General features: G+C 37.1%; 19 protein-coding genes. 18 read left to right on the top strand and 1 reads right to left on the bottom strand.

Going from position 1 to position 19,783, the window contains the following annotated elements:
• Positions 1-37: 37 nt before the first annotated feature.
• The 12 genes from larC (at position 38) to MTT29_RS08650 (ending at position 9,656) form a co-directional block, all read left to right on the top strand.
• Entirely contained in the window at positions 38-1,456 is a 1,419-nt protein-coding gene (gene larC / locus MTT29_RS08705) for a nickel pincer cofactor biosynthesis protein LarC (protein ID WP_009295502.1), read from the top strand.
• Positions 1,428-2,201, top strand: a complete 774-nt coding sequence (gene larE, locus MTT29_RS08700) for an ATP-dependent sacrificial sulfur transferase LarE (RefSeq protein ID WP_429800355.1) — start codon at positions 1,428-1,430, stop codon at positions 2,199-2,201. Before larC ends, larE begins: the two co-directional genes overlap by 29 nt.
• Positions 2,198-2,944 carry a nickel pincer cofactor biosynthesis protein LarB gene (gene larB, locus MTT29_RS08695; protein WP_429800354.1) on the top strand — a complete coding sequence of 249 codons (747 nt, stop codon included), beginning with the start codon at positions 2,198-2,200 and terminating at the stop codon, positions 2,942-2,944. The genes larE and larB overlap by 4 nt, the downstream gene beginning before the upstream one ends.
• A gap of 102 nt (positions 2,945-3,046) precedes the next feature.
• A complete protein-coding gene (locus MTT29_RS08690; protein ID WP_429800353.1) occupies positions 3,047-3,421 on the top strand; it encodes a DUF2809 domain-containing protein in 375 nt (124 codons plus the stop codon).
• Positions 3,414-4,313: a L(+)-tartrate dehydratase subunit alpha gene (gene ttdA / locus MTT29_RS08685; RefSeq protein WP_429800352.1), complete on the top strand. Its 900-nt coding sequence runs from the start codon at positions 3,414-3,416 to the stop codon at positions 4,311-4,313. Before MTT29_RS08690 ends, ttdA begins: the two co-directional genes overlap by 8 nt.
• A gap of 97 nt (positions 4,314-4,410) precedes the next feature.
• Positions 4,411-4,713, top strand: a complete 303-nt coding sequence (locus MTT29_RS08680; RefSeq protein WP_021086679.1) for a hypothetical protein — start codon at positions 4,411-4,413, stop codon at positions 4,711-4,713.
• 49 nt (positions 4,714-4,762) lie between these two features.
• Positions 4,763-5,065: a hypothetical protein gene (locus MTT29_RS08675; protein WP_219809355.1), complete on the top strand. Its 303-nt coding sequence runs from the start codon at positions 4,763-4,765 to the stop codon at positions 5,063-5,065.
• Between the two features lie 52 nt (positions 5,066-5,117).
• Entirely contained in the window at positions 5,118-6,140 is a 1,023-nt protein-coding gene (locus tag MTT29_RS08670) for a FecCD family ABC transporter permease (RefSeq protein WP_009295487.1), read from the top strand.
• Entirely contained in the window at positions 6,137-6,922 is a 786-nt protein-coding gene (locus MTT29_RS08665; protein ID WP_009295486.1) for an ABC transporter ATP-binding protein, read from the top strand. Before MTT29_RS08670 ends, MTT29_RS08665 begins: the two co-directional genes overlap by 4 nt.
• A gap of 23 nt (positions 6,923-6,945) precedes the next feature.
• Complete coding sequence (locus MTT29_RS08660) at positions 6,946-7,893, top strand: aldo/keto reductase (RefSeq protein WP_009649659.1); 948 nt, start codon at positions 6,946-6,948, stop codon at positions 7,891-7,893.
• 17 nt (positions 7,894-7,910) lie between these two features.
• On the top strand, positions 7,911-9,020 hold the full coding sequence (locus MTT29_RS08655) for an ABC transporter substrate-binding protein (RefSeq protein ID WP_009295484.1): 1,110 nt from the start codon (positions 7,911-7,913) through the stop codon (positions 9,018-9,020).
• A gap of 123 nt (positions 9,021-9,143) precedes the next feature.
• A complete protein-coding gene (locus tag MTT29_RS08650; RefSeq protein ID WP_009295483.1) occupies positions 9,144-9,656 on the top strand; it encodes a hypothetical protein in 513 nt (170 codons plus the stop codon).
• A 454-nt stretch (positions 9,657-10,110) separates the two neighbouring features.
• On the opposite strand, the gene MTT29_RS08645 is transcribed toward MTT29_RS08650, so the two are convergent.
• Entirely contained in the window at positions 10,111-12,252 is a 2,142-nt protein-coding gene (locus MTT29_RS08645) for a tyrosine-type recombinase/integrase (RefSeq protein ID WP_429800351.1), read from the bottom strand.
• A gap of 419 nt (positions 12,253-12,671) precedes the next feature.
• Between MTT29_RS08645 and MTT29_RS08640 the strand changes: the two genes are divergently transcribed.
• The 6 genes from MTT29_RS08640 (at position 12,672) to MTT29_RS08615 (ending at position 19,723) form a co-directional block, all read left to right on the top strand.
• On the top strand, positions 12,672-13,823 hold the full coding sequence (locus MTT29_RS08640) for a Cj0814 family flagellar-dependent secreted protein (protein WP_429800350.1): 1,152 nt from the start codon (positions 12,672-12,674) through the stop codon (positions 13,821-13,823).
• A gap of 105 nt (positions 13,824-13,928) precedes the next feature.
• A complete protein-coding gene (locus MTT29_RS08635; RefSeq protein WP_429800349.1) occupies positions 13,929-15,683 on the top strand; it encodes a response regulator in 1,755 nt (584 codons plus the stop codon).
• A gap of 91 nt (positions 15,684-15,774) precedes the next feature.
• Positions 15,775-16,908, top strand: coding sequence for a Cj0814 family flagellar-dependent secreted protein (locus MTT29_RS08630; protein WP_103607123.1), 1,134 nt, complete (start codon positions 15,775-15,777; stop codon positions 16,906-16,908).
• A gap of 12 nt (positions 16,909-16,920) precedes the next feature.
• Positions 16,921-17,712, top strand: coding sequence for a cell surface protein (locus MTT29_RS08625; RefSeq protein WP_429800348.1), 792 nt, complete (start codon positions 16,921-16,923; stop codon positions 17,710-17,712).
• A 16-nt stretch (positions 17,713-17,728) separates the two neighbouring features.
• The gene (locus MTT29_RS08620; protein WP_429800347.1) at positions 17,729-18,895 is read left to right on the top strand and encodes a Cj0814 family flagellar-dependent secreted protein; all 1,167 of its coding nucleotides are present in this window, start codon (positions 17,729-17,731) and stop codon (positions 18,893-18,895) included.
• 12 nt (positions 18,896-18,907) lie between these two features.
• Complete coding sequence (locus tag MTT29_RS08615; RefSeq protein WP_429800346.1) at positions 18,908-19,723, top strand: cell surface protein; 816 nt, start codon at positions 18,908-18,910, stop codon at positions 19,721-19,723.
• The last annotated feature ends 60 nt before the right edge of the window (positions 19,724-19,783 follow it).

Below are 19,783 nucleotides of genomic sequence, written 5' to 3'. Positions count from 1 at the left end.
TGCCGTTTGGCTCTATGACTGTGCCTAAGGTTTAAGTATGGCTAAAATTTTATACTATGATGCTAGCTGTGGCATCAGCGGCGATATGAATTTAGGCGCACTGGTGGATCTGGGCGCGGATTTTAGCTATCTTTGCGCCGAGCTTGCTAAGCTAAATTTAGCTAGCGAATTTTACCTACGCAAGCGCAAAGTGCTAAAATGCGGTATCTCTGCAACCAAAATAGACGTCGTTTGCGCGGCAAATCCGAGCCAAATTCCGCTTGGCCTCTTAGGCGCTAAATTTAGCCCGCGTCAAAATTTAAACGGCAAAATTCACGGCGCCGAATTTAGAGCGGATAAGTCCGCCCAAAACCATCCGCGTCCGCGAAATTTCACGCAAATTTTAGAGCTTATCGAGGGTTCTAGCCTAAGCGCTTTCGTAAAAAAAACGGCAAGCGAAATTTTTAGCGTTATCGCGCAGGCCGAGGCCAAAATCCACGGCACTAGCGCAGAGCAAGTACATTTCCACGAAGTGGGCGCCGCGGACAGCATCGCGGACGTAGTGGGTGCGGCTATTTGTTTGGAGGCCTTGGGTGCGCCGCAAATTTTTGCTTCGCCTATCGAGCTTGGCGGCGGTTTTGCGCACTGCGCTCACGGCAGGCTGACCGTACCGGCGCCTGCGGTTTGCGAAATTTTAAAAAGCGCGCAAGTAAGCCTAGGGCGAGCGAATTTCGAGATGACTACGCCCACAGGAGCGGCGATTTTAAAGGCCTGCGCACTAAATTTAAGGGAGCAAGACCGCCGCGAGTCGCCGCGAAATTTTAAAATTTTAAGCACGGGCTACGGCGCTGGCGATAAAGACATCGCAGATTTTGCCAACGCGCTTCGCGTGATACTTTGCGAAACGAGCGAGGATTTAGGCTTGAGAGATGAGCCAAATTTGAGCGTGCAGATCGGCTATGGCGAGCTTTGCGAGCGGATTTTAATCTCCACTAATATCGACGACATGGACGCCGAGAGCTTTGCCTTTGCGTGCGATATTTTGCGAGATAGCGGCGCGCTGGACGTATTTAGCAGGTCTATTTTTATGAAAAAGGGGCGCGCGGGCTTTGAGCTAAACGCGCTGTGCCGCAAGCAGGACGCCGCGCGGATAAAGGGGCTAATTTTCGCGCATACGACGGCGATCGGAGTTAGAGAGTGCGCCGTGAGGAAAACGGAGCTTGCGCGCGAGTTTTGCGAGGTAGAGACTAAATACGGCAAAATAAGGCTTAAAATTTCGCGCGGCCGAGTTTGCGGTTTTAACGCCGAACAAAATTTAACGGACGAAAATTTAGCCCGAAATTACCCCGAAATTTTAAAAATCAAGCCCGAATTCGAGGACTGCAAAAAAGCTGCGCAGAGATTTCAAACGACGATTCGCGAGGTTAGAAACGAGACTTTAAAAAAATATGACGAAACTAGAAATTCTAAAAAATGATATAAAAAAGCTAGGAAATTTAGCCATTGCTTTTAGCGGCGGCGTAGATAGCTCGCTACTGCTAAAGGTCGCTGCAGATGTGCTTGGTGAAAATGCACTAGCACTCACGGTAAAATCGCCCTATATGTCTTTGCGCGAGATAGACGAGGCGGTAGAATTTGCTAAATTTTATGGCATCAGACACGAGATATTTGAAGTGGATATCGCCGATGAGATAAAGCTCAATCCGCAAAATCGCTGTTATCTTTGTAAAAAAGCAGTTTTTTCAAGACTTCTTGCTCGTGCAAAAGAGATAGGCTTTACAAATTTGGCTGATGGCACAAACAAAGACGATCTTGGCGAATATCGCCCTGGTTTAAAAGCAAAAGAAGAGCTTGGCGTGCTTTCGCCGCTAATAAATTTACGTAAATTTGAGATCCGCGAGCTCTCGCGCGAGCTAAATTTAGCAACAGCAGACAAGCCAAGCTACGCATGCTTGCTAACTCGTTTACCCTATGAAAAAGAGATAAGCATAGATGGGCTAAATTTAGTAGAAGCGGCTGAAAATTTACTGATAAAAAGCGGCTACGCAAATGTGCGAGCAAGGCTTGATGATAGAAAAATGAAGCTGCAAATGCCATTTTCTAGCATGCAAACCTTTTTGAGCGACGTGAAATTTAAGTCTATCGTTAAAGAGCTAGTTGCACTTGGCGTGGCAGAGGTAACGCTTGATCTAAAGGGGCTTAGAGAGGATGTTTTGGTATGAGCGAGACTGAAATTTTAGAATTTATCGCTGGTATAAAAAACGGCAAGATGAGCGAGCAAGATGCGCTAAAGTATCTAAAAAACTACCCATTTAACGACATCGGATGCGCCAAGATCGACACTCAGCGCGCTTTGCGAAATGGTACTGGCGAGGTGATATACGGGGCAAATAAAACAGATGATGAAATTTTGCAAATTGCTAGTGCGATCGGCGAAAAAAATGAAAATATCTTAATCACAAGAACAAATGAGAGCGTTTTTAAACGCATTCATGAGATCTTTCCGCAGGCAAATTTTAACGCTCGTGGCAGGGTGATCAGCGTCAATTTCAAAGAGTCTGCGCCTACAAAAAGCTATATAGCTATCGTCTCTGCTGGCACTGCTGATGGTGCAGTCGTGGAGGAGGCCTACGAGACGGCAAAATTCTTAGGCAATGACGTGAGAAAATTTACCGATGTCGGCGTAGCAGGGCTACATAGGCTGGTCGCAAAGCTTGATGAGATACGCGGTGCAAAGGTCGTGATTGCCGTTGCTGGCATGGAGGGCGCACTTGCTAGCGTGCTAGCTGGGCTTGTAAGCTCTCCAGTGATCGCAGTGCCTACTAGTGTGGGATACGGGGCAAATTTTGGCGGAGTTGCGGCACTGCTAGCGATGCTAAATAGCTGTGCAAATGGCATAAGTGTCGTAAATATCGACAACGGATACGGCGCTGCATATAACGCAAGCCTGATAAATCATTTGTAATTTTATGCTTGTAGCACTGAAAAATAGACTAAATTTAAAGAAAAAGCGTTGCGAGAGTTAAATTTAAGCTGGAGAAAAGAGGCTTTAGCAAAAAGAGAAAGTTTGCGGTCGAGGCTAGCATTTTTAGCTGTGGCTGGTGTGATCTTAGTAACTGAAATTTACATCGCAGTTTGCGTAAAGGGTGGCTTTGTGCGGCACTACGCTGGCGACGTTTTGGCTGTTATCTTGCTTTACGCTTTGGCAAGGGCTATTTTTAGCGTGACGCCGTCAAATTTAGCGCTTAAAATTTTTGCTTTTGCGGCGGCTTTGGAGATTGCGCAGTATTTTGGAGTGGTGCAAATTTTAGGCATAGAAAATAAAATTTTAAAGATAATGATCGGCGGGACGTTTGATCTTACCGATCTGCTCTGCTACGCGGCTGGCTGTATTTTAGCGGGTGCGTATGAAAAATTTGAAAAAAGGAGAAGCGATGGATAAAGAAAAATCCATAAAAAAGATGACCGAGGTCATGGCAAAATTCGTTGGCTACACGGGCAAGGTGCTGCCTGATGACGTGACGGCGAAGCTAAGCGAGCTCGCCGAGCGCGAGACGCAGCCGCTGGCAAAGGAGATCTACAAAACGATGTTTGAAAATCAGCGTCTTGCAAAGGAGCTAAACCGCCCATCCTGTCAGGATACTGGAGTGATCCAGTTTTTCGTCCGTTGCGGTGCAAATTTTCCGCTTATCGGCGAGCTTGAGGAGCTACTGCGAGAGGCGGTGCTGCAAGCTACTCGTGAAGCCCCACTTCGCCATAACAGTGTCGAGACGTTTGACGAGTACAATACCGGCAAAAACGTCGGCAAAGGCACGCCTAGCCTGTTTTGGGAGATCGTGCCGCAAAGCAGCGAGTGTGAGATCCACACCTATATGGCAGGCGGTGGCTGTAGCTTGCCTGGTAAAGCGACCGTGCTGATGCCTGGTATGGGATACGAGGGCGTTGTTAAATTTGTCATGGATATAATGACAAGCTACGGAATAAACGCCTGTCCACCGCTATTAGTGGGTGTTGGCGTGGGTACTTCGATCGACGTAGCGTCCTTGCTTTCTAAAAAGGCGCTTATGAGGCCTTTGGGCTCTAAAAATCCAAACGAACGTGCCGCATTAACTGAAAAGTTGCTTGAAGATGGCATCAATAAAATCGGCCTTGGACCACAAGGTATGAGCGGTGCAAGCTCTGTGATGGGCGTGCATATAGAAAACTGCGCCCGCCACCCAAGTGTAATCGCTGTCGCCGTAAATGTGGGCTGTTGGTCGCACCGTAAAGGCCACATTGTCTGGGACGCAGATCTAAATTTCGATGTAAAATCGCACAAGGAGTTTGCGCTATGAGTAAGAAAATTTTAACCACACCAATAAGCGCTGATGATCTTTCAAACATCAAAATCGGCGACGTCATATACCTCACGGGACACATCAGTTTGTAGATTTGGCTAGCACACAAAGAGAGCTAGCAGATGAATTAGGAGCTAAGTTTTTAGAATTTTGTAGTTCATACCTAAATGAAAAATGTGTTATTGCCAAAAGTGAATTTACTTACCAAGAATCTTTTTTGCCAGCAAGCCTAACTATCGAAGCCTACACTAAAAAACCGACTGCCAACACAACAATGGTAGATGCGTACATTGGTAATGTGCATTTTAGGTTAAATTATGATTATGTATATGAAGAGTATGATGATGACCATTTTAAAGATGAATATGCGTATCAATATCTTGACTTTCAAATATAACAAGTGCTATAATACAACCAAGTTACATTTAAAGAAATGAGGGTAAATCATGGCAAACGGAGATTATGAAGTAACTCATAATAGGATTCTTAATAGTGTAAAGAAAAAATATCATTCATACAAAGGTAAAGTAGGAAAGATTGCTGATAATATAATAGACAGAAATTTTAAAGCTGATAAGCCGTTACAAAAATGGAGTACTGATGTATCTCAATTTAACTTTTCATGGAGTAAATGCTACATTTCACCAATACTTGATATGTATACAAATGAAATAATCTCTTATGACTTATCCTTAAGTCCTAATTTAGAGCAAATATCTAAAAAGATTTTGTTAACTTCTTTATATTGAGGATAGGAGACTATATAAAAGATTTTTACTATTAATTAGAAAGAGTGGATAAATGGGAAAAGGTTTCTTTAAGAATAAAAAATTATGCATATTGGTTCTCTTTGTATTGCTATTGCTTTTAATACTAACTTTTATTTGTTTAGGAAGATATCCGGTTAGCCCCTATAAAGCATTTATGATTATATACAAAACAATAACCGGAGATGTTAGCGGCTTAGATGTATATGAAACTAGTGTAATAATTGACATAAGACTACCTAGAATACTTATGGGAGTTTTAGTAGGTGCAGGGCTATCACTGGCAGGAGCAGCATATCAAACTGTTTTTTCAAACCCTTTAGTTAGCCCGGACATACTAGGGGTGTCTTCAGGAGCAGGTTTTGGGGCGGCTTTATCTATATTATTATCCCTAGACATGATAGTGACTCAGCATGTTTCTTTGCTTCTGGGGCTTTTAGCAGTTTATATAGTTTTAAACCTATCCAGAGTAAAAAAACGAACAGATTTGTATGTGTTAGTTTTATCCGGAGTAATTGTAAAGTCACTATTTGATGCTTCAATATCATTTATTAAATATATAGCAGATCCGGAAGATAAGCTTCCAACTATCACTATGTGGTTGCTGGGAAGTTTAGCAAGTGTATCCTATAGAGACCTTGTTATTTGTTCAATAATAATAATACCTTGTATTTTCGGCTTCTTTCTATTAAGGTGGAAATTGAATCTTTTATCTCTAGATTCTGATGAGGCTAGGTCTTTAGGAATTAATGTAAAAAAATTACGTATTGTGGTTATCTTACTCTCAACATTGATAACTGCAACTACAGTTTCTGTATGTGGAATTATAGGATGGATAGGTTTAATAATTCCCCATTTGGCGAGAATGGTTATCGGAAATGATAATAGGTACCTTATTCCAACTTGTTGTGTTATGGGAGCAATTTATTTATTACTGATAGATACCCTTTCAAGAGCAGCTACAAGCAATGAAATTCCCATTTCAATATTAACAGCATTTATAGGTGCGCCATTATTCATAACTATACTTAGAAAGAATTCGGGAGAAAGAAGATGATACTCCAAGTTAAAAAAGGTACTTTTTCATATGACAAGAGAAAAATTTTAAAAGATATTTCATTTGATTTAAAAGAAGAAGAAGTAATGTCCATTCTTGGACCCAATGGGGTGGGTAAAACTACTTTCTTAAGGTGTCTTATGGGATTTTTAAAATGGGACACGGGAAAAGCCTTATTGTTCGGCAAAGATATAAATGAATATGCAGAAAAAGAATTATGGGAAAACTTAAGTTATGTTCCTCAAGTTAAGAAAAGTGTGTTTAGTTATGGGGTTTTAGAAATGGTTGTGATGGGTTTAGATAAGGAAAACAGTTTTTTCCATATCCCTACGAAGGAAGATTATGATAAAGCTTATGAAACTTTAAAAGAATTAGGAGTTGAAAAGCTATCAAATAGATACTGTGATGAGCTATCCGGAGGAGAGCTTCAAATGGTTATGATTGCGAGAGCTCTTGTTTCTAATCCAAAACTTCTTATTTTAGATGAACCGGAGTCAAACCTGGATATGAAGAATCAAATTAGAATCATAGAGGCAATTAAACATATAAATGTAAATAAAAAATCTGCTTGCATAATAAACACTCATTTTCCTAGTCATGCATTGCAGATATCTGACAAAACTTTGTTTATCGGTAGTGACTACAAAACAACCTTTGATGAAAGTTCGAAAGCCATTACTGAAGATAACTTACAAAAGTATTTTCAGATCAAAGCTAAAATTTTAATTTTTCAAGCAGAAGAAGTTGAATACAAAACAGTTGCACCTTATAAAGCCATATAGAACTGTTAGAAGGAGGTTAATGAATGGAATATAGAAAATTAGGATCTACAGGCATACAAATTTCAAGAATATCTATGGGAAGTCATCACTTAAAGAATCCCCAAGATATAGATAAACATGCAGAAAATTTCTTCTATGCATATAAACAAGGAATAAATTTCTTTGAAACCGGCGATACTTATGGAAACAATTGTTCAGAACTTATATTAGGTACAGCCATAAAAGAAATGAAGAAGCATAAAAAACCATTTTATATTATGTCAAAGACGCATGCCGGAGATTCTAAAACATTTCGAAAAAATCTTGAAAATTCTTTGAAGAATTTAGGAATAAGTTGTATTGACTCCTTTACTTGTCTTTGGGGTGTAAAATCTTTTGAAGAATGGAGAGGAGCTAAAAACTATGGAGCTATAAGAGAGATGGAAAAAGCAAGAGAAGAAGGACTTATTAAGCATATTACTTTTTCTTCACACTTACAAAATAAAGAACTAATTGAGATGATTGGGGAGTATAAATTTGATTATAGTTTACAGGGCTTTAATATAATTAATTCCAAATACAGATTAAAAGGAATAATGAAGACTCATGAAAAAGATATAGGGACAATAGCTATGAATCCGCTGGCAACAGGAGACTTGTTGCTTTATGAAGATATATTTAACGCTATTCGTATAAAAGAAGACCAAACTTTGGTTCAAGCGGCATATGCATATATTCTGTCCTTTCCTTTTATAGATTCTGTACTGGGAACCTTTAATTCAAAAGATGAAATTAATGAAGCTATTAAAACCCTATATCAAGAACCTTACTCTGCTAAAGAAAGGAGTGAACAAGAAGGAAAATTAAAAGAAAGAATTAATCAAGTTGATTTAGAAAGAAAGATAGAAGTTGGCAAAGCTCTTAGACAAAGACCTCATATATTAAGAGAAGAAGTTGCAGATTTGTTTGGAGTTTATCCACTAAGTGTATAATTTTCGAAGGAGGAAAAATGAAAAGAAGGATTAGTTTATTATTATTTTTAGTACTAGCATTAATTTTAAATGCTTATGGCGGCAGCTCTCAAAGTAATAAAAATGAAATCAGTGAAAACAAGGAAAAAGAAGCTAGTCAAGTGCAAGAAGTTAAAAAGGTAAAAGAAAGCGAATACTCGATTACTGATGTTAGAGGAAAAACGATTAAATTTGAAAAAACACCGGAAAGAATTGCAACGGTGGACAAGCCTCTTCCGTCTATAATATATGCAATTGATGGAAAGACAGATAAAATTGTAGGATGCAACCCATCTTCTATTAAAGCTTTTGAAGAAAGTGTTTTAAAAAACATGTATCCACAACTAGCTAATGCGAATACTAAATGGTGTTCAAAAGACTCAGTTGTTAACGTGGAAGAGTTATTGAAGCTAAAACCGGATGTAGTGTTTATTTATTCGAATATTGAGAAAGAAATTGAAAAAATGGAAGCTGCAGGACTTAAGGTAGTAGCTTTAAAGAGGGCAGAATTTGACAGTATAAAAGAAAATATAAAAATGATATCTGAAGTACTTCAAAAGAAAGAACGTGGCGACTTATTAGTTGAATATATGGACAAAGGAATTAATGAAGTAACATCAAAGTTAGCTGAAATAAAAGATGAAGATAAACCAAAAGTTATAGAGTTTTATAGTGACATGAAAATAGCTGTAAAAACATACGACCATTGGATGAAACCAAGTGGAGCCCATAATCCGGCCCACGAGCTTAAGGGTAAATTGGCTGAAGTGGACATGGAGCAGATGATTGTATGGAACCCTGATATCATTTATTTAGGAAATCATTCAGACTTAATGCCGGAAGACTTTATTGAAAATAAGCAGGAAGGTAGAAACTGGTCAACAATTAAAGCTGTAGCTAACAAACAAGTATACAAAATTCCTATAGGTGTTTATAGGTGGGATCCTCCTGGGGTTGAAACTCCGCTTACAGTTAAATGGGCTGCAAAAATACAGTATCCACAATTGTTTTCAGATATGGACATGGAAGTAGAGTTAAAGAATTTCTTTGAATATGTATATGATTACAAATTATCAGATGATGAAGTTGCTACAATATTGAGGAAGTAGTTTTAACAAGAAAGGAAGAAACATGGATAAATAAAATAAAAGTATTAGAAATATGATTACAAATTATCAGATGATGAAGTTGCTACAATATTGAGGAAGTAGTTTAACAAGAAAGGAAAAAACATGGATAAAATAAAAGTATTAGAAAAAGGACATGAATTAGAATATAGCTTTGATAATTTACTAAGCTATCATGGTGTAGGTTATCCTGGGGGAGTAGCTCATGCATTTCAAGTCATGAGTAGAGCCTTTCCACTTTTAGATGATGGGAAATTATTAGAAAGAAGAGAGATATATCTTATTACAGCATTTCCTGGACCGGGAGGGCTAGATGCTTTTGAAATGGTAACAAGATGCGTAACAGATGGTAGAATTTCCGTTGATATTAATTTAAAAGAAGCTGAAGAAGTCTTAGAAAGTCCCCATGGAAGATATTATTTTAAATTCAAGTATAGAGATAAAACAGTTGTTATAACCATAAAGCCAGGTTTTGTACTAAAAGAATTTATTGAATTAGCAAGAAAAGAAGATAGAAGTGAAGAAGAAGAGACTACTTTGATTCAGATGAAAAAAGATATGGCAGCAAGACTATTGGCCGCTAAGCCCGAAGAAGTATATAACGCAAAAGTTCTATAAAAGAAAAAGAGAAGGGTTTTGATATGTACCCTCCTTACTGGACAAACCAGTAAGGAGGGTATTTTTTTGAAAATAAAGATGCGTTTGAGTTATTAGTGTTTGGTTCTTATGGAACAAAATACAGTAATTTTTTAGGCTGTATAATAAATATGGGGTTTTAGGGACTATCCCTAACGAGGTCTTTTTGTCTGACTTGTCAGACAAAAAGTATCCTCGCCCAGGTGAAATACAAGATGGCTTTTTGATAGCAAAATACCATATATAGAATATAGATGCAAGCTGGTTTAGGTTATGTTTTTCGTTGTTATCGATCCGTTTAAGATAAATCAAAGAACATATAGCAAAATATTAAAAAGCCATAAAATTAAGCATAATTTTAGAATCTTAAATAACCTTAAATTATAAATCAATCTTTACTATTTATGCTAACAATCTCATCATTTTAAATAGTTTATCACCCTTCCCCTTCTTGATAAAAATTTATCTCTTCAACTAGATCATTTAGAATTTTTGGAGTTACTGGCTCTCCATAAGTATTCATGGTGATCTTGTATTGTTGTTCGTGTCCTACCAGAGCGGCTATATGTTCAACCCTTTGGCCACTTTGGATGAGCTTGTTTATAAAAGTATGCCTAAATGAGTGAAATGTCCTTGTCTTATCACCATCTTTTATAACTTGAGTATTAATCTTTTTTCTAAAATACTCAGAGAAGTCTTTATTGTTACAATTAAATAGCCTAACTGCTTTGCCACATTGCTTAGCTAGCTTCTTTTTACCCTCTATAAATTCAAACAGCCCAATGCTATTTAGCTTAGAGTGGATAGGAACAATCCTAGCAGAGTTTCTAGTCTTTAAAGTCTTGCTCTTACCCGTTTTTACATCTACTTTTGTATTTAAACTAAAGCATACTATATTATATTTTTCGACTATGTCATCTGTGTTTAACTGTATTATCTCATTTAGTCTCATACCAGAGTAAGCTGCTATATGAGTAACGAAAAATAGCTCATCTTTACTAATTCTTTGGCTTTTAGTATCACCACTTGATCTAATCTTACTCACAATATCCAAAAGTGCATTTACATCACTATCTTCATAAGGGTTTTTATTTGTAACGTCATCTTGGTTTAAATTTATTTGTAGATCTGTAGCTGGATTCTTATCTATATAGTCGCTATCATAGCAGTATTTAAAAAACTCACTAACTCTAACAATATACTTCTTGATAGTTGATTTAGAAATTTTTGGCCTATCCTTTGCTAAAGCTATGATCTCATCTATGCTCTTATCTTTATAGAGACTATTTTGAGAGAGCTTGGTTGGTAGTTGTAGCAAGATATTTCTAAAATTTAGCAAGTCATCTCTTTTTATCTTTTTGATGTCTAGCTCATCGCCAAATTTTATAGACATTAACCGTCCTACATGTCTGACAAGGCCAAATGTGCTATCACTCCAGTTGTTTGAAATGCTTGTGTTTGATACATAGTTTTCAAAAGTACTCTTTAGCGTGAGAATGTCAGCTTTACTCTCATTTTTAGTAGAAGAGTCTAGTTTATATCTAAGACTTTTAGCTCTATTTGAGAAGAGCTTTTGAAAGAAATTTATAGCTTCATTGAAAGTCATGCAGCTAGCATCACTTGTATCATTCAAAGCAAGATCTTTAGCCTCAATGTCACTTAAAACTATACCCTTATCTTCATATTTATCTGCCTTATATAGCTTTACCTGACCACCAAAGGTAGGATCATTTAAATTTCCATATCCAAATTTTAGATCTTCACTTAGCTCATTGTCTCCATCTGGCAATAGCTCACAACCAAATATTCTTAGGATATCGTTTTGTGTGAGTGCTCCTTTTTGCCTAGCTAGCTCATTTATAGCATCTCTTAGCTCACAAACAGAGTGTTTTAAGGACTTTTTAGTAAAAGGGAGTACCAAATTCTGCTTTTTTAAAGTCTCTATGTAGTCTTGATAGCTATCTATGTTAGCCTCTTTAATGCCTTTTGCTATCTCATCTTTGGCATTATCATCTAAATTTTTGCTCTTGTGCTTTTTGTTAAGAGGCACAAATGCTTGTTGCTTATCATTTAGTAGCTTTTGGTTTTTGCACATCTTATATGATATGTGATTTATGTTATCTATCGTTGCCTCAAGCACTCTTTTACCAAGAAGCTTTTTGGTGTGAGAGTCAGTACAAGATAGCTTTTTGCAGATCTCATCAACCTCTTTTGATATTACACTAGGCAAGCTATCTTCTTTTAAACTCTGTTTTAAAAACAAATTTAGTGATAGTAATCCATCTAAATTTATATATCTGCCAAGCATATCATGCTCTTTGATACTTTTGGCCTCCTTGGCTTTTAAAAGCATAAGCACCAAGTGCTCTATAAGTTCGCTGCTCAAATTCATCTTCCATGCCTTTTTGATCGCGTTAAAAATTATAGAGTAGATCTTAGCACGATTTTTTGCTGTATCAAAGCGTTTTGTGAGGAAGGAGGTTATGTATTCGGTTTTATTACCAAAATAAGGTCTCAAATATAGTGGAATGGCTACTCTAAAGTAGTATATGCCATTTCGTTTGACTAGATATTGCATCTTTGTTACCTATGCAATATAACTTTGTAGCAAAATGTAGCAGATATCTAGTGTGAAACTGGCTGTGTGCCGTCTTTTTGGTGCTTACACAAGGTTTATTTTAAACCCTCATAAGCCGGAGGTCGGGAGTTCAAGTCTCCCCCGTGACACCATAGATGTCCTACTTATCGATACTTTAACTGCCCTTTTTGCAGTTTCCCTTTCTTTAAAATTTCCTAAAAGTATGGTACACTTTTTAAAAAAAGCGGTACATTTTTTCAGGATTGTTTTATTTTACAAGATGCTTTCTATAAATTTGCTTTTATTTTTACTGATAGATAAAATTTTTATCTCAAAGTGAACAAACATAAATTTATCTCGCTTAAATTTACGGCACAACTTTTGCTTACTCTTTGAAGCTAAATTTCAAGGAGTAAGCTATGAAAGTTTCCTACAACTCCATCTTAACAAAACAGCACTACCAAAAACAGACAAAAAGCGAAGGCTTTGCAAATTTCTTGCCTAACACTCCAAATATAAATTCGATCAACCAAACCACTACTCCTAAAAATGACTTTGTTTCATCTAGCGCTATCGACTCTCTTTATCAGGCCAAATTTACTTCACAAGAGGGTTATGGATATAGTGTAGATGCTAAAGGATTTATGGGAGCTGACTTTAACAAGGCTGCAGGCTTGCCACAGGACTTTAAAATCCACAAAAGCACACTTGATGCTATAGTGCTGCACAATCAAAAACATCCAAACTATACAAATATTTCAATGGACACAAAGAAAGATAATGCGCTCTTTGGAGAGGATAGCTTTGCAAATATCGATATAGCAGATACTATAAAGCAATACTATAAAATCTTTGATCAAATTTCAGCTGGAGTGATCAGTAAGGGTAAAGAGTTTTACTCAAACGAAGATCTAGCAAAGATGCCAAAGGGCTACTTTTCAAAAGATAAAAAAATAGAGCATTATGAATACCTAATGGGTAGGATGACTAGTGATGAGCTAGATGGACTAACTGATAGGAGCAATGAGAAGGTAACTCATATCTTCAGGACAGCCCAAGACGCAGAAGATGCACATAGGTTATGGGATGATCTAAGCGATATAAATGTAGAAGTCAATGGAAATTTCCTTGACTTTTCTCCAGAAGTGATGACAACTGAGCATACTATCCCTTATATGTGGGTTAGTAGCGCTGGATATGACTTCAAGCCTGATATGTCTGTATATGACAATGAACAAGGCTATACAAAGGAGCAAATCTTTGTCGCATTTTTAAAAAACGAGCAAGGTCTTGTGCTGCAAGGTGGCACAACAAGGATAACCGACGAGGCTCTTAGTGTATATAAAAACTATCAAATAATTACAAAGCAAGATAGAAGCGAGATAGGCATACCAAAGGCTTATTATAATGAGATACTATCTGGCAAAAAAGATCTAAAAGATATACTAGCTAGGATTTTAAAGCTTAGAAATTTAGAGCTTAAAAAAGATCACACGCTCGAGGGGCTAGCAAGCAAGATAATGGACGTTTTAAAAGAATTTGATGAGAGGACGAAGACAAGAGAGCTTTAAAAAATATAACATAGTAGGCATTCGCTCTAAGCCCTTTTAGACTATAAACTACTAAACATTTTTTATATTTGCCGATATAAGATATATATTTTAAAAGGATTTAAAATGAATGTATCACCAAATTTAGAGCCCATAAATATAAATTTACCCAAAGATATGATCTATTCAAGAGTCCTTCTTGGTGTAGATAGAGTGCAAACTTTAGACAATACAAATTTAAAATCTGAGCTTAAAGACATAGCTACTAAGCTTATCTCAAATAGCACCTACTCTATCATTCAAAATGCCAGCACCAGTGGCGTAAAGTCAGAGTATGCTAAAGCAGATAGCGGGACAAACGATGCTTTTTCTTACGTGGATATCCAGCGGAGAAACTGGGACAAAAAGGACTTTGAAAACAAATATCTCTTTGGCGAAGATGCCTCAGCACTAAGGAAAGTGGATCAAACTAGCACCTATTTTTCATCTATAAATTCAAAAACTCCCATTAAGCCCATTGCGGCAGCAGATACTAAATTTACAAATTTAAATGACTACGCCTATGAAAAAACGATAAAAACCTCACTGGGTGACGTGGAGGTCTTTTTGGATCTTTATAACGATAATGACAAACTAGGCATAGGCAAGCTAGATGCAAATGGATTTTTATTTAACTTTGATAGCAACAAGGACGGAGTGATAAATTCTGGTGATAAATACTTTGATAAGCTAAAAGTTAGAGGCTACGATAAAGACGGAAATGAGAAAATTTTCAAACTAAGCGAAGTTGTAAGCGAGATAAACCTTAACGACTTTATCAAAAAAGATATTAGAAATTTAAGCCATGAGGCTATGGACTTTGCTAGCAAAAACACGGTTGATTACAGAGTTAGTTTAAATAACTCAAACCCTTATACTCTATTTTCAGCCGAATATCGCTACCAAAAGATAGACAAAGAAGAGACTAATAAATTTTTCAAAGACCATGCAGACAAAGACGGCTGGGTAGATCTTAGGGATAATAAGATATTTAACGAAGAGAGCGGCTTAAATAACTTTGCCTATGAGAAAGTTGGCTTTGACGGCAAGAAAAAGCTTAGCGAGTTTAACCCTATCATAAAGCCTTCTGGGCCTAAACAAGATGAGAGCTTTTCATACGCAGGCTATCAAAAAGATAGCTTTATGAAATTTTATAACGACTACCAAAAAGAGTCTAGCGCTCACAGCAAAGACGTAGAGTGGATAAGCAAAAATTTAAAAGAAAATGATGTAGAAGACGCAGATGATCTCATCTCAAAGCTAAAAGTCACAAAGTCATCTTATATAATCGCTATGGAGAGTGAGTTTGAAAAAGCGACTGGACTGGAGTTTAGCCTAGAAAATTTAGAAAGAGCAAAGCATGCTTTTGAGAGTGATACTAGCAAGGCAGCAGCTGCGCTAAAGGACACAGATAGCGTAATAGCTATGAAGCTAAACAAAAATGGCACGATCACGCTTAAATTTGATAGCGGAAGAGAGCTAGAGGTAAAAGAAATTTATAGCGACACTGGCAAGCTAATCAGCAAAGATGACAAGGATAGCAAAAGAGCAAGTATAAATTTAGATGCTAAGAGCATGAATGATGTAGAGCTAAATAGACTTGACTTTAAAGATATAGGCATAAAGCAAGATGAGAAGATATCTAGCCTAAAAGAGCTTGGAGCAAAGCTGGTTAAAAACCTCTCTGATAAATTTACAAGCAAATTTCTGATCGGACTTGAAAACGGCAAAAGCATCACCACCAAAGAAATTTACAACATCACCTATCTTGAAAATGACCTAAACTTTAAAGAACTATCTAGTAAAGATAGGCTTTATAAAAAGATAGATGCGAGAGTTTAGGAGTAAATTTATGCAGACTAAAAACCCTTTGCAAAATAAATCTTTTTACAAAAAAGACGATATCTTTAGCATGAAGCTAAAAGGATATTAGATGATAAACGCACTTGGTAGCTACCCCTTAAATTTAGAACAGAGCATAAAGGTATCAACCAAAGTTGCCACCAACCAAACCAGCTCAGAGGTTTTAGGCTACAAGGTAGATAAGGATGGTTATTTTACAGATGAGTTTAACAAGCAAGCTGGCATACCAATTGATTATAAAATTCACTCAAGTACACTGGAGTCGTTAGTCAGATCAAACGACATAATAGACCCAGACATCAAGAATTTTAAAAGTATCGATATAGCTAAAACAGTTGGCAACGCTTATAGGTTGCTAGCTCAAGTGGTTGGCGAAGATACACTAAGCTCAAAGGACAGCTTTAGCGCAGAAGATATAAGAAATTTCCCTCAAGGCTTTTCTTATGATCGTCAAAGTCTGCAAGTAGATCAAAGATATGCTAGTGCTAGTGAGTATTCTGCGGTAGAAGATAGCTTTGTGCATACGCCAACAAAGACCATAAGCACGCTCTTTTACAATGGCTCTTTGTCTATTGCGGCAGATAAGCAGATACATCCAAAAAACGTAACATACATCTTTAACAACGCAAATGGCGGTAAAGAAAACACGGTCATTGGTATATTTATGGATCCACACGGAGAAAAATACACTAACAAAGATGGCTCCATAACTAAAGGTGGTCTTATAGCTGGCGTGCTAAATCACAACCTAGACATATACGAGGGCGAAACCACTGCGATAGGCAAATATGGCGGCTATGATAAAAACATCAACACAAAAGAATTTCAAAGGTCATTTAATGCCTTTAACGCTATGTGGCAAATGGCTTATGGGGTAAATTTCTCAAAAGCAGATGATGGTGCTGTCTCTATGCTGCCTGATTATATGCAAGATTATGTGAGACACAGACAAAGCCTTGATAAATTTAGCGACCAAGAAGACGAACTCTCATTTAAAAAGATGATGGAGCATAATCTAAAAATGCTAAAGCTACTCTTTGGTGAGATAGATAAAGATGGCAAAAAGAGCAAAGACTTTATGGATAGCTTTTTAAAATTTAGTATGCCACCTTTAAATTTAGTAAAAGAGCTAAATGAAAACCCAGCTGGAAAATACCTAATAGATATGCTTGGTATAAAAAGAGATGTTGATATAAAGGCATAAAGGGGAGTTGAAATGTTTATTACTACCTATAATGGATCGATGCAATATAAAGAAATTTTAGATGACTACATAGCTCATGGCAATAAAAATTTATCTGCAGAAGATGAGAAAGCTAAAGTTGATGCTTATATGCAAGGACCATTTGGTGTTGGACTAGATAAGATAATCGGTATAGAAGAAGGAACGGAAGACTGGATAACAAAAACCATAGATAAAATAGATAGTATGCTATCAAACAAATACACCCCAGAAGAGCGAAGAGCTCTATACGGAAAATATCCAGAAACCATAGAAAAAGCGATAGATTGGGAACTTCAAGGCTATATGGATTTTCTGAGGGATAACTCTATAGACGGCAAACCAACAATAGAAGGTAAGATGATAGGTCTTGGTACAAAAGAAGAAGAGGCCGATCTAAGAGCATTTATGGACAGTATGTCTTCTCTTTATCCGAATAATAACAAGGAGTCGCTTAGTCTTTTAGATAGAACCGATCTAAGCATAGATGAATTTAAAACGTTATTTGCCAAAGCAAGAGAAAAAGCAACAAAAGATGTCGAAGAACAAAGAAAGCAGATAATCAAAGAAGAACAAGAATATAATGCAAATTTTGCTAAAGAGCAGGCCGAGAAGAAATTTAAACCTATGCAGGTTAAAAAGAAGTATGAAACCTATGACATAAACAAGGATCAGAAATTTCTCTTTACAAGAGAGCTTTTAAATTTCAAAGAAAAAAGAGGCATAGATGTCTTAGAGCTTATGCAAAAGATAGATAAGAAGCAAATTCTAAATAAGATGGCTTAAATTTAAAGGATATTAGATGATAAACGCACTTGGCAGCTACCCCTTGAATTTAGAGCAGAACATAAAGGTATCAACCAAAGTTGCCACCAACCAAACCAGCTCAGAAGTTTTAGGCTACAAGATAGATAAAGATGGCTACTTTACAGATGAGTTTAATAAACAAGCTGGCATACCAAGTGATTATAAAATTCACTCAAGCACGCTGGAGTCATTAGTAAATGTTGCAGAGGGGACTTCATTTTTTAGTCGCACCTTTAAAAGCATAGATATAGCAAAAACTGCTGGCAATGCCTACAAAATCCTCTCACAAGTAGTTGACGAAGATACGCTAAATTCAAAGGATAGCTTTAGCTTAGATGAGATAAGAAATTTCCCACAAGGCTTTGAGTATAACCGCCAAAGCATGCAAGTAACAAAAATTCATAGTTCTATTTACGAATTTGATGCAGCTGCTTCTAGCTTTAACTACAAAGAGTCAAACAAACAGATGATAAGCACGCTTTTTTTCAACCCAAGCTTTAGCGGTGGAGATGGCAGGCAGCCACTAAAGCCAACAACAGATATCTTTAACAACAACAATGGTGGCAAGGAGAGTGTGGGAAGTGGTGTTTTTATCGATCCGCACGGCGAAAGATATACAAATAAAGATGGCTCTATAACCAAAGGTGGCCTTTTAGCAGCCGTCATAAATAGCAACCTTGACGTCAAAGAAGGTGAAACCACCGTTTTTGGAAAGAAGCAAGGCTTTGATAAGAGCGTAGATAGCAAAGAATTTAGTAGAGCATTTGAGCTATTTGAACTTATGGGCGAGATGAAATTTGGAGCAAATTTCAACAAAGCAAGCGACTCTGACCTAGCTGGTATGCCTGAATATATGCAAGAGTATGCTAAGTATAAAAGAGACCTTGTCTATGTAGATCTAACGACTGGGTTTGTTGGTAAGTATTCAGATGAAGAAGATGAGCTATCATTTAAAAAGATGATGGAGCGTAATCTAAAAATGCTAAAGCTACTCTTTGGTGAGATAGACAAGGACGGCAAAAAGAGCAAGGACTTTATGGATAGCTTTTTGAGATTTAGCATGCCGCCTTTAAATTTAGTAAAAGAGCTAAATGAAAACCAAGCTGGAAAATACCTAGTAGATATGCTTGGTATAAAAAGAGATGTTGATATAAAGGCGTAAGGGGGAGTTAAAATGATAACTAGCATAAACGGACCTAGCAACACACCGATACAAGATAACACTATCCAAAAAGAAAATGCAACAGAAAATATAACCAAAGAAGGTAAGCAAGACAAAAACGCTACCGAAGAAAAATTTGACTACTCAAAGAATCTTTTTAAACCCTGGAGCGAAACTATAAAAGAATTTATAGATATAGACAAAAGCAAAGAGGGCTGGATAGCAGATACTATAAATCGAATTGATAATATGCTGTCTGATTACACCATTCAAGAAAGACGGGCTTTATCAGCAAAAAGAGAGCCAGAAAATATGGAAGAATTTAGAGTTCGCGAACTCCAAGATTACATGGACTGGTTGCTTACAAACTCTATAGACGGCAAACCAACAATTTCTGGACTGATGGTTGGTATCGGCACAAAAGAAGAAGAAGATGAACTAGATGCTTTTATGGAAACTATGTCCTCTCTATATCCAAATAATAACAAGGAGTCGCTTAGTCTTTTAGATAGAACCGACCTAAGTATAGATGAATTTAAGAGCTTATTTGCCAAAGCAAGAGAGAAAGCTACAAAGGATGTTGAGGAGCAAAGAAAGCAGATAATCAAAGAAGAGCAAGAATACAATGCAAATTTCGCCAAAGAGCAAAGCGAGAAGAAATTTAAACCTATGCAGGTTAAGAAGAAGTATGAGACCTATGATATAAACAAGGATCAGAAATTTCTCTATGCAAGAGAGCTTTTAAAATTTAAAGAAAAAAGAGGCATAGATGTCTTGGAGCTTATGCAAAAGATAGATAAGAAGCAAATTTTAAATAAGATGGCTTGATGGATAAAGCAGAGCGAGGATCATTCTCTACCTTGTCATAGGATGACTTGGTTGCGACTT

Origin of the sequence: Campylobacter concisus (assembly GCF_050447485.1) — a bacterium.
GTDB lineage: Bacteria > Campylobacterota > Campylobacteria > Campylobacterales > Campylobacteraceae > Campylobacter_A > Campylobacter_A concisus_BQ.
The sequence above is the reverse complement of the archived record's forward strand: the minus strand, read 5'-3'. Positions and strand labels throughout refer to the sequence as shown.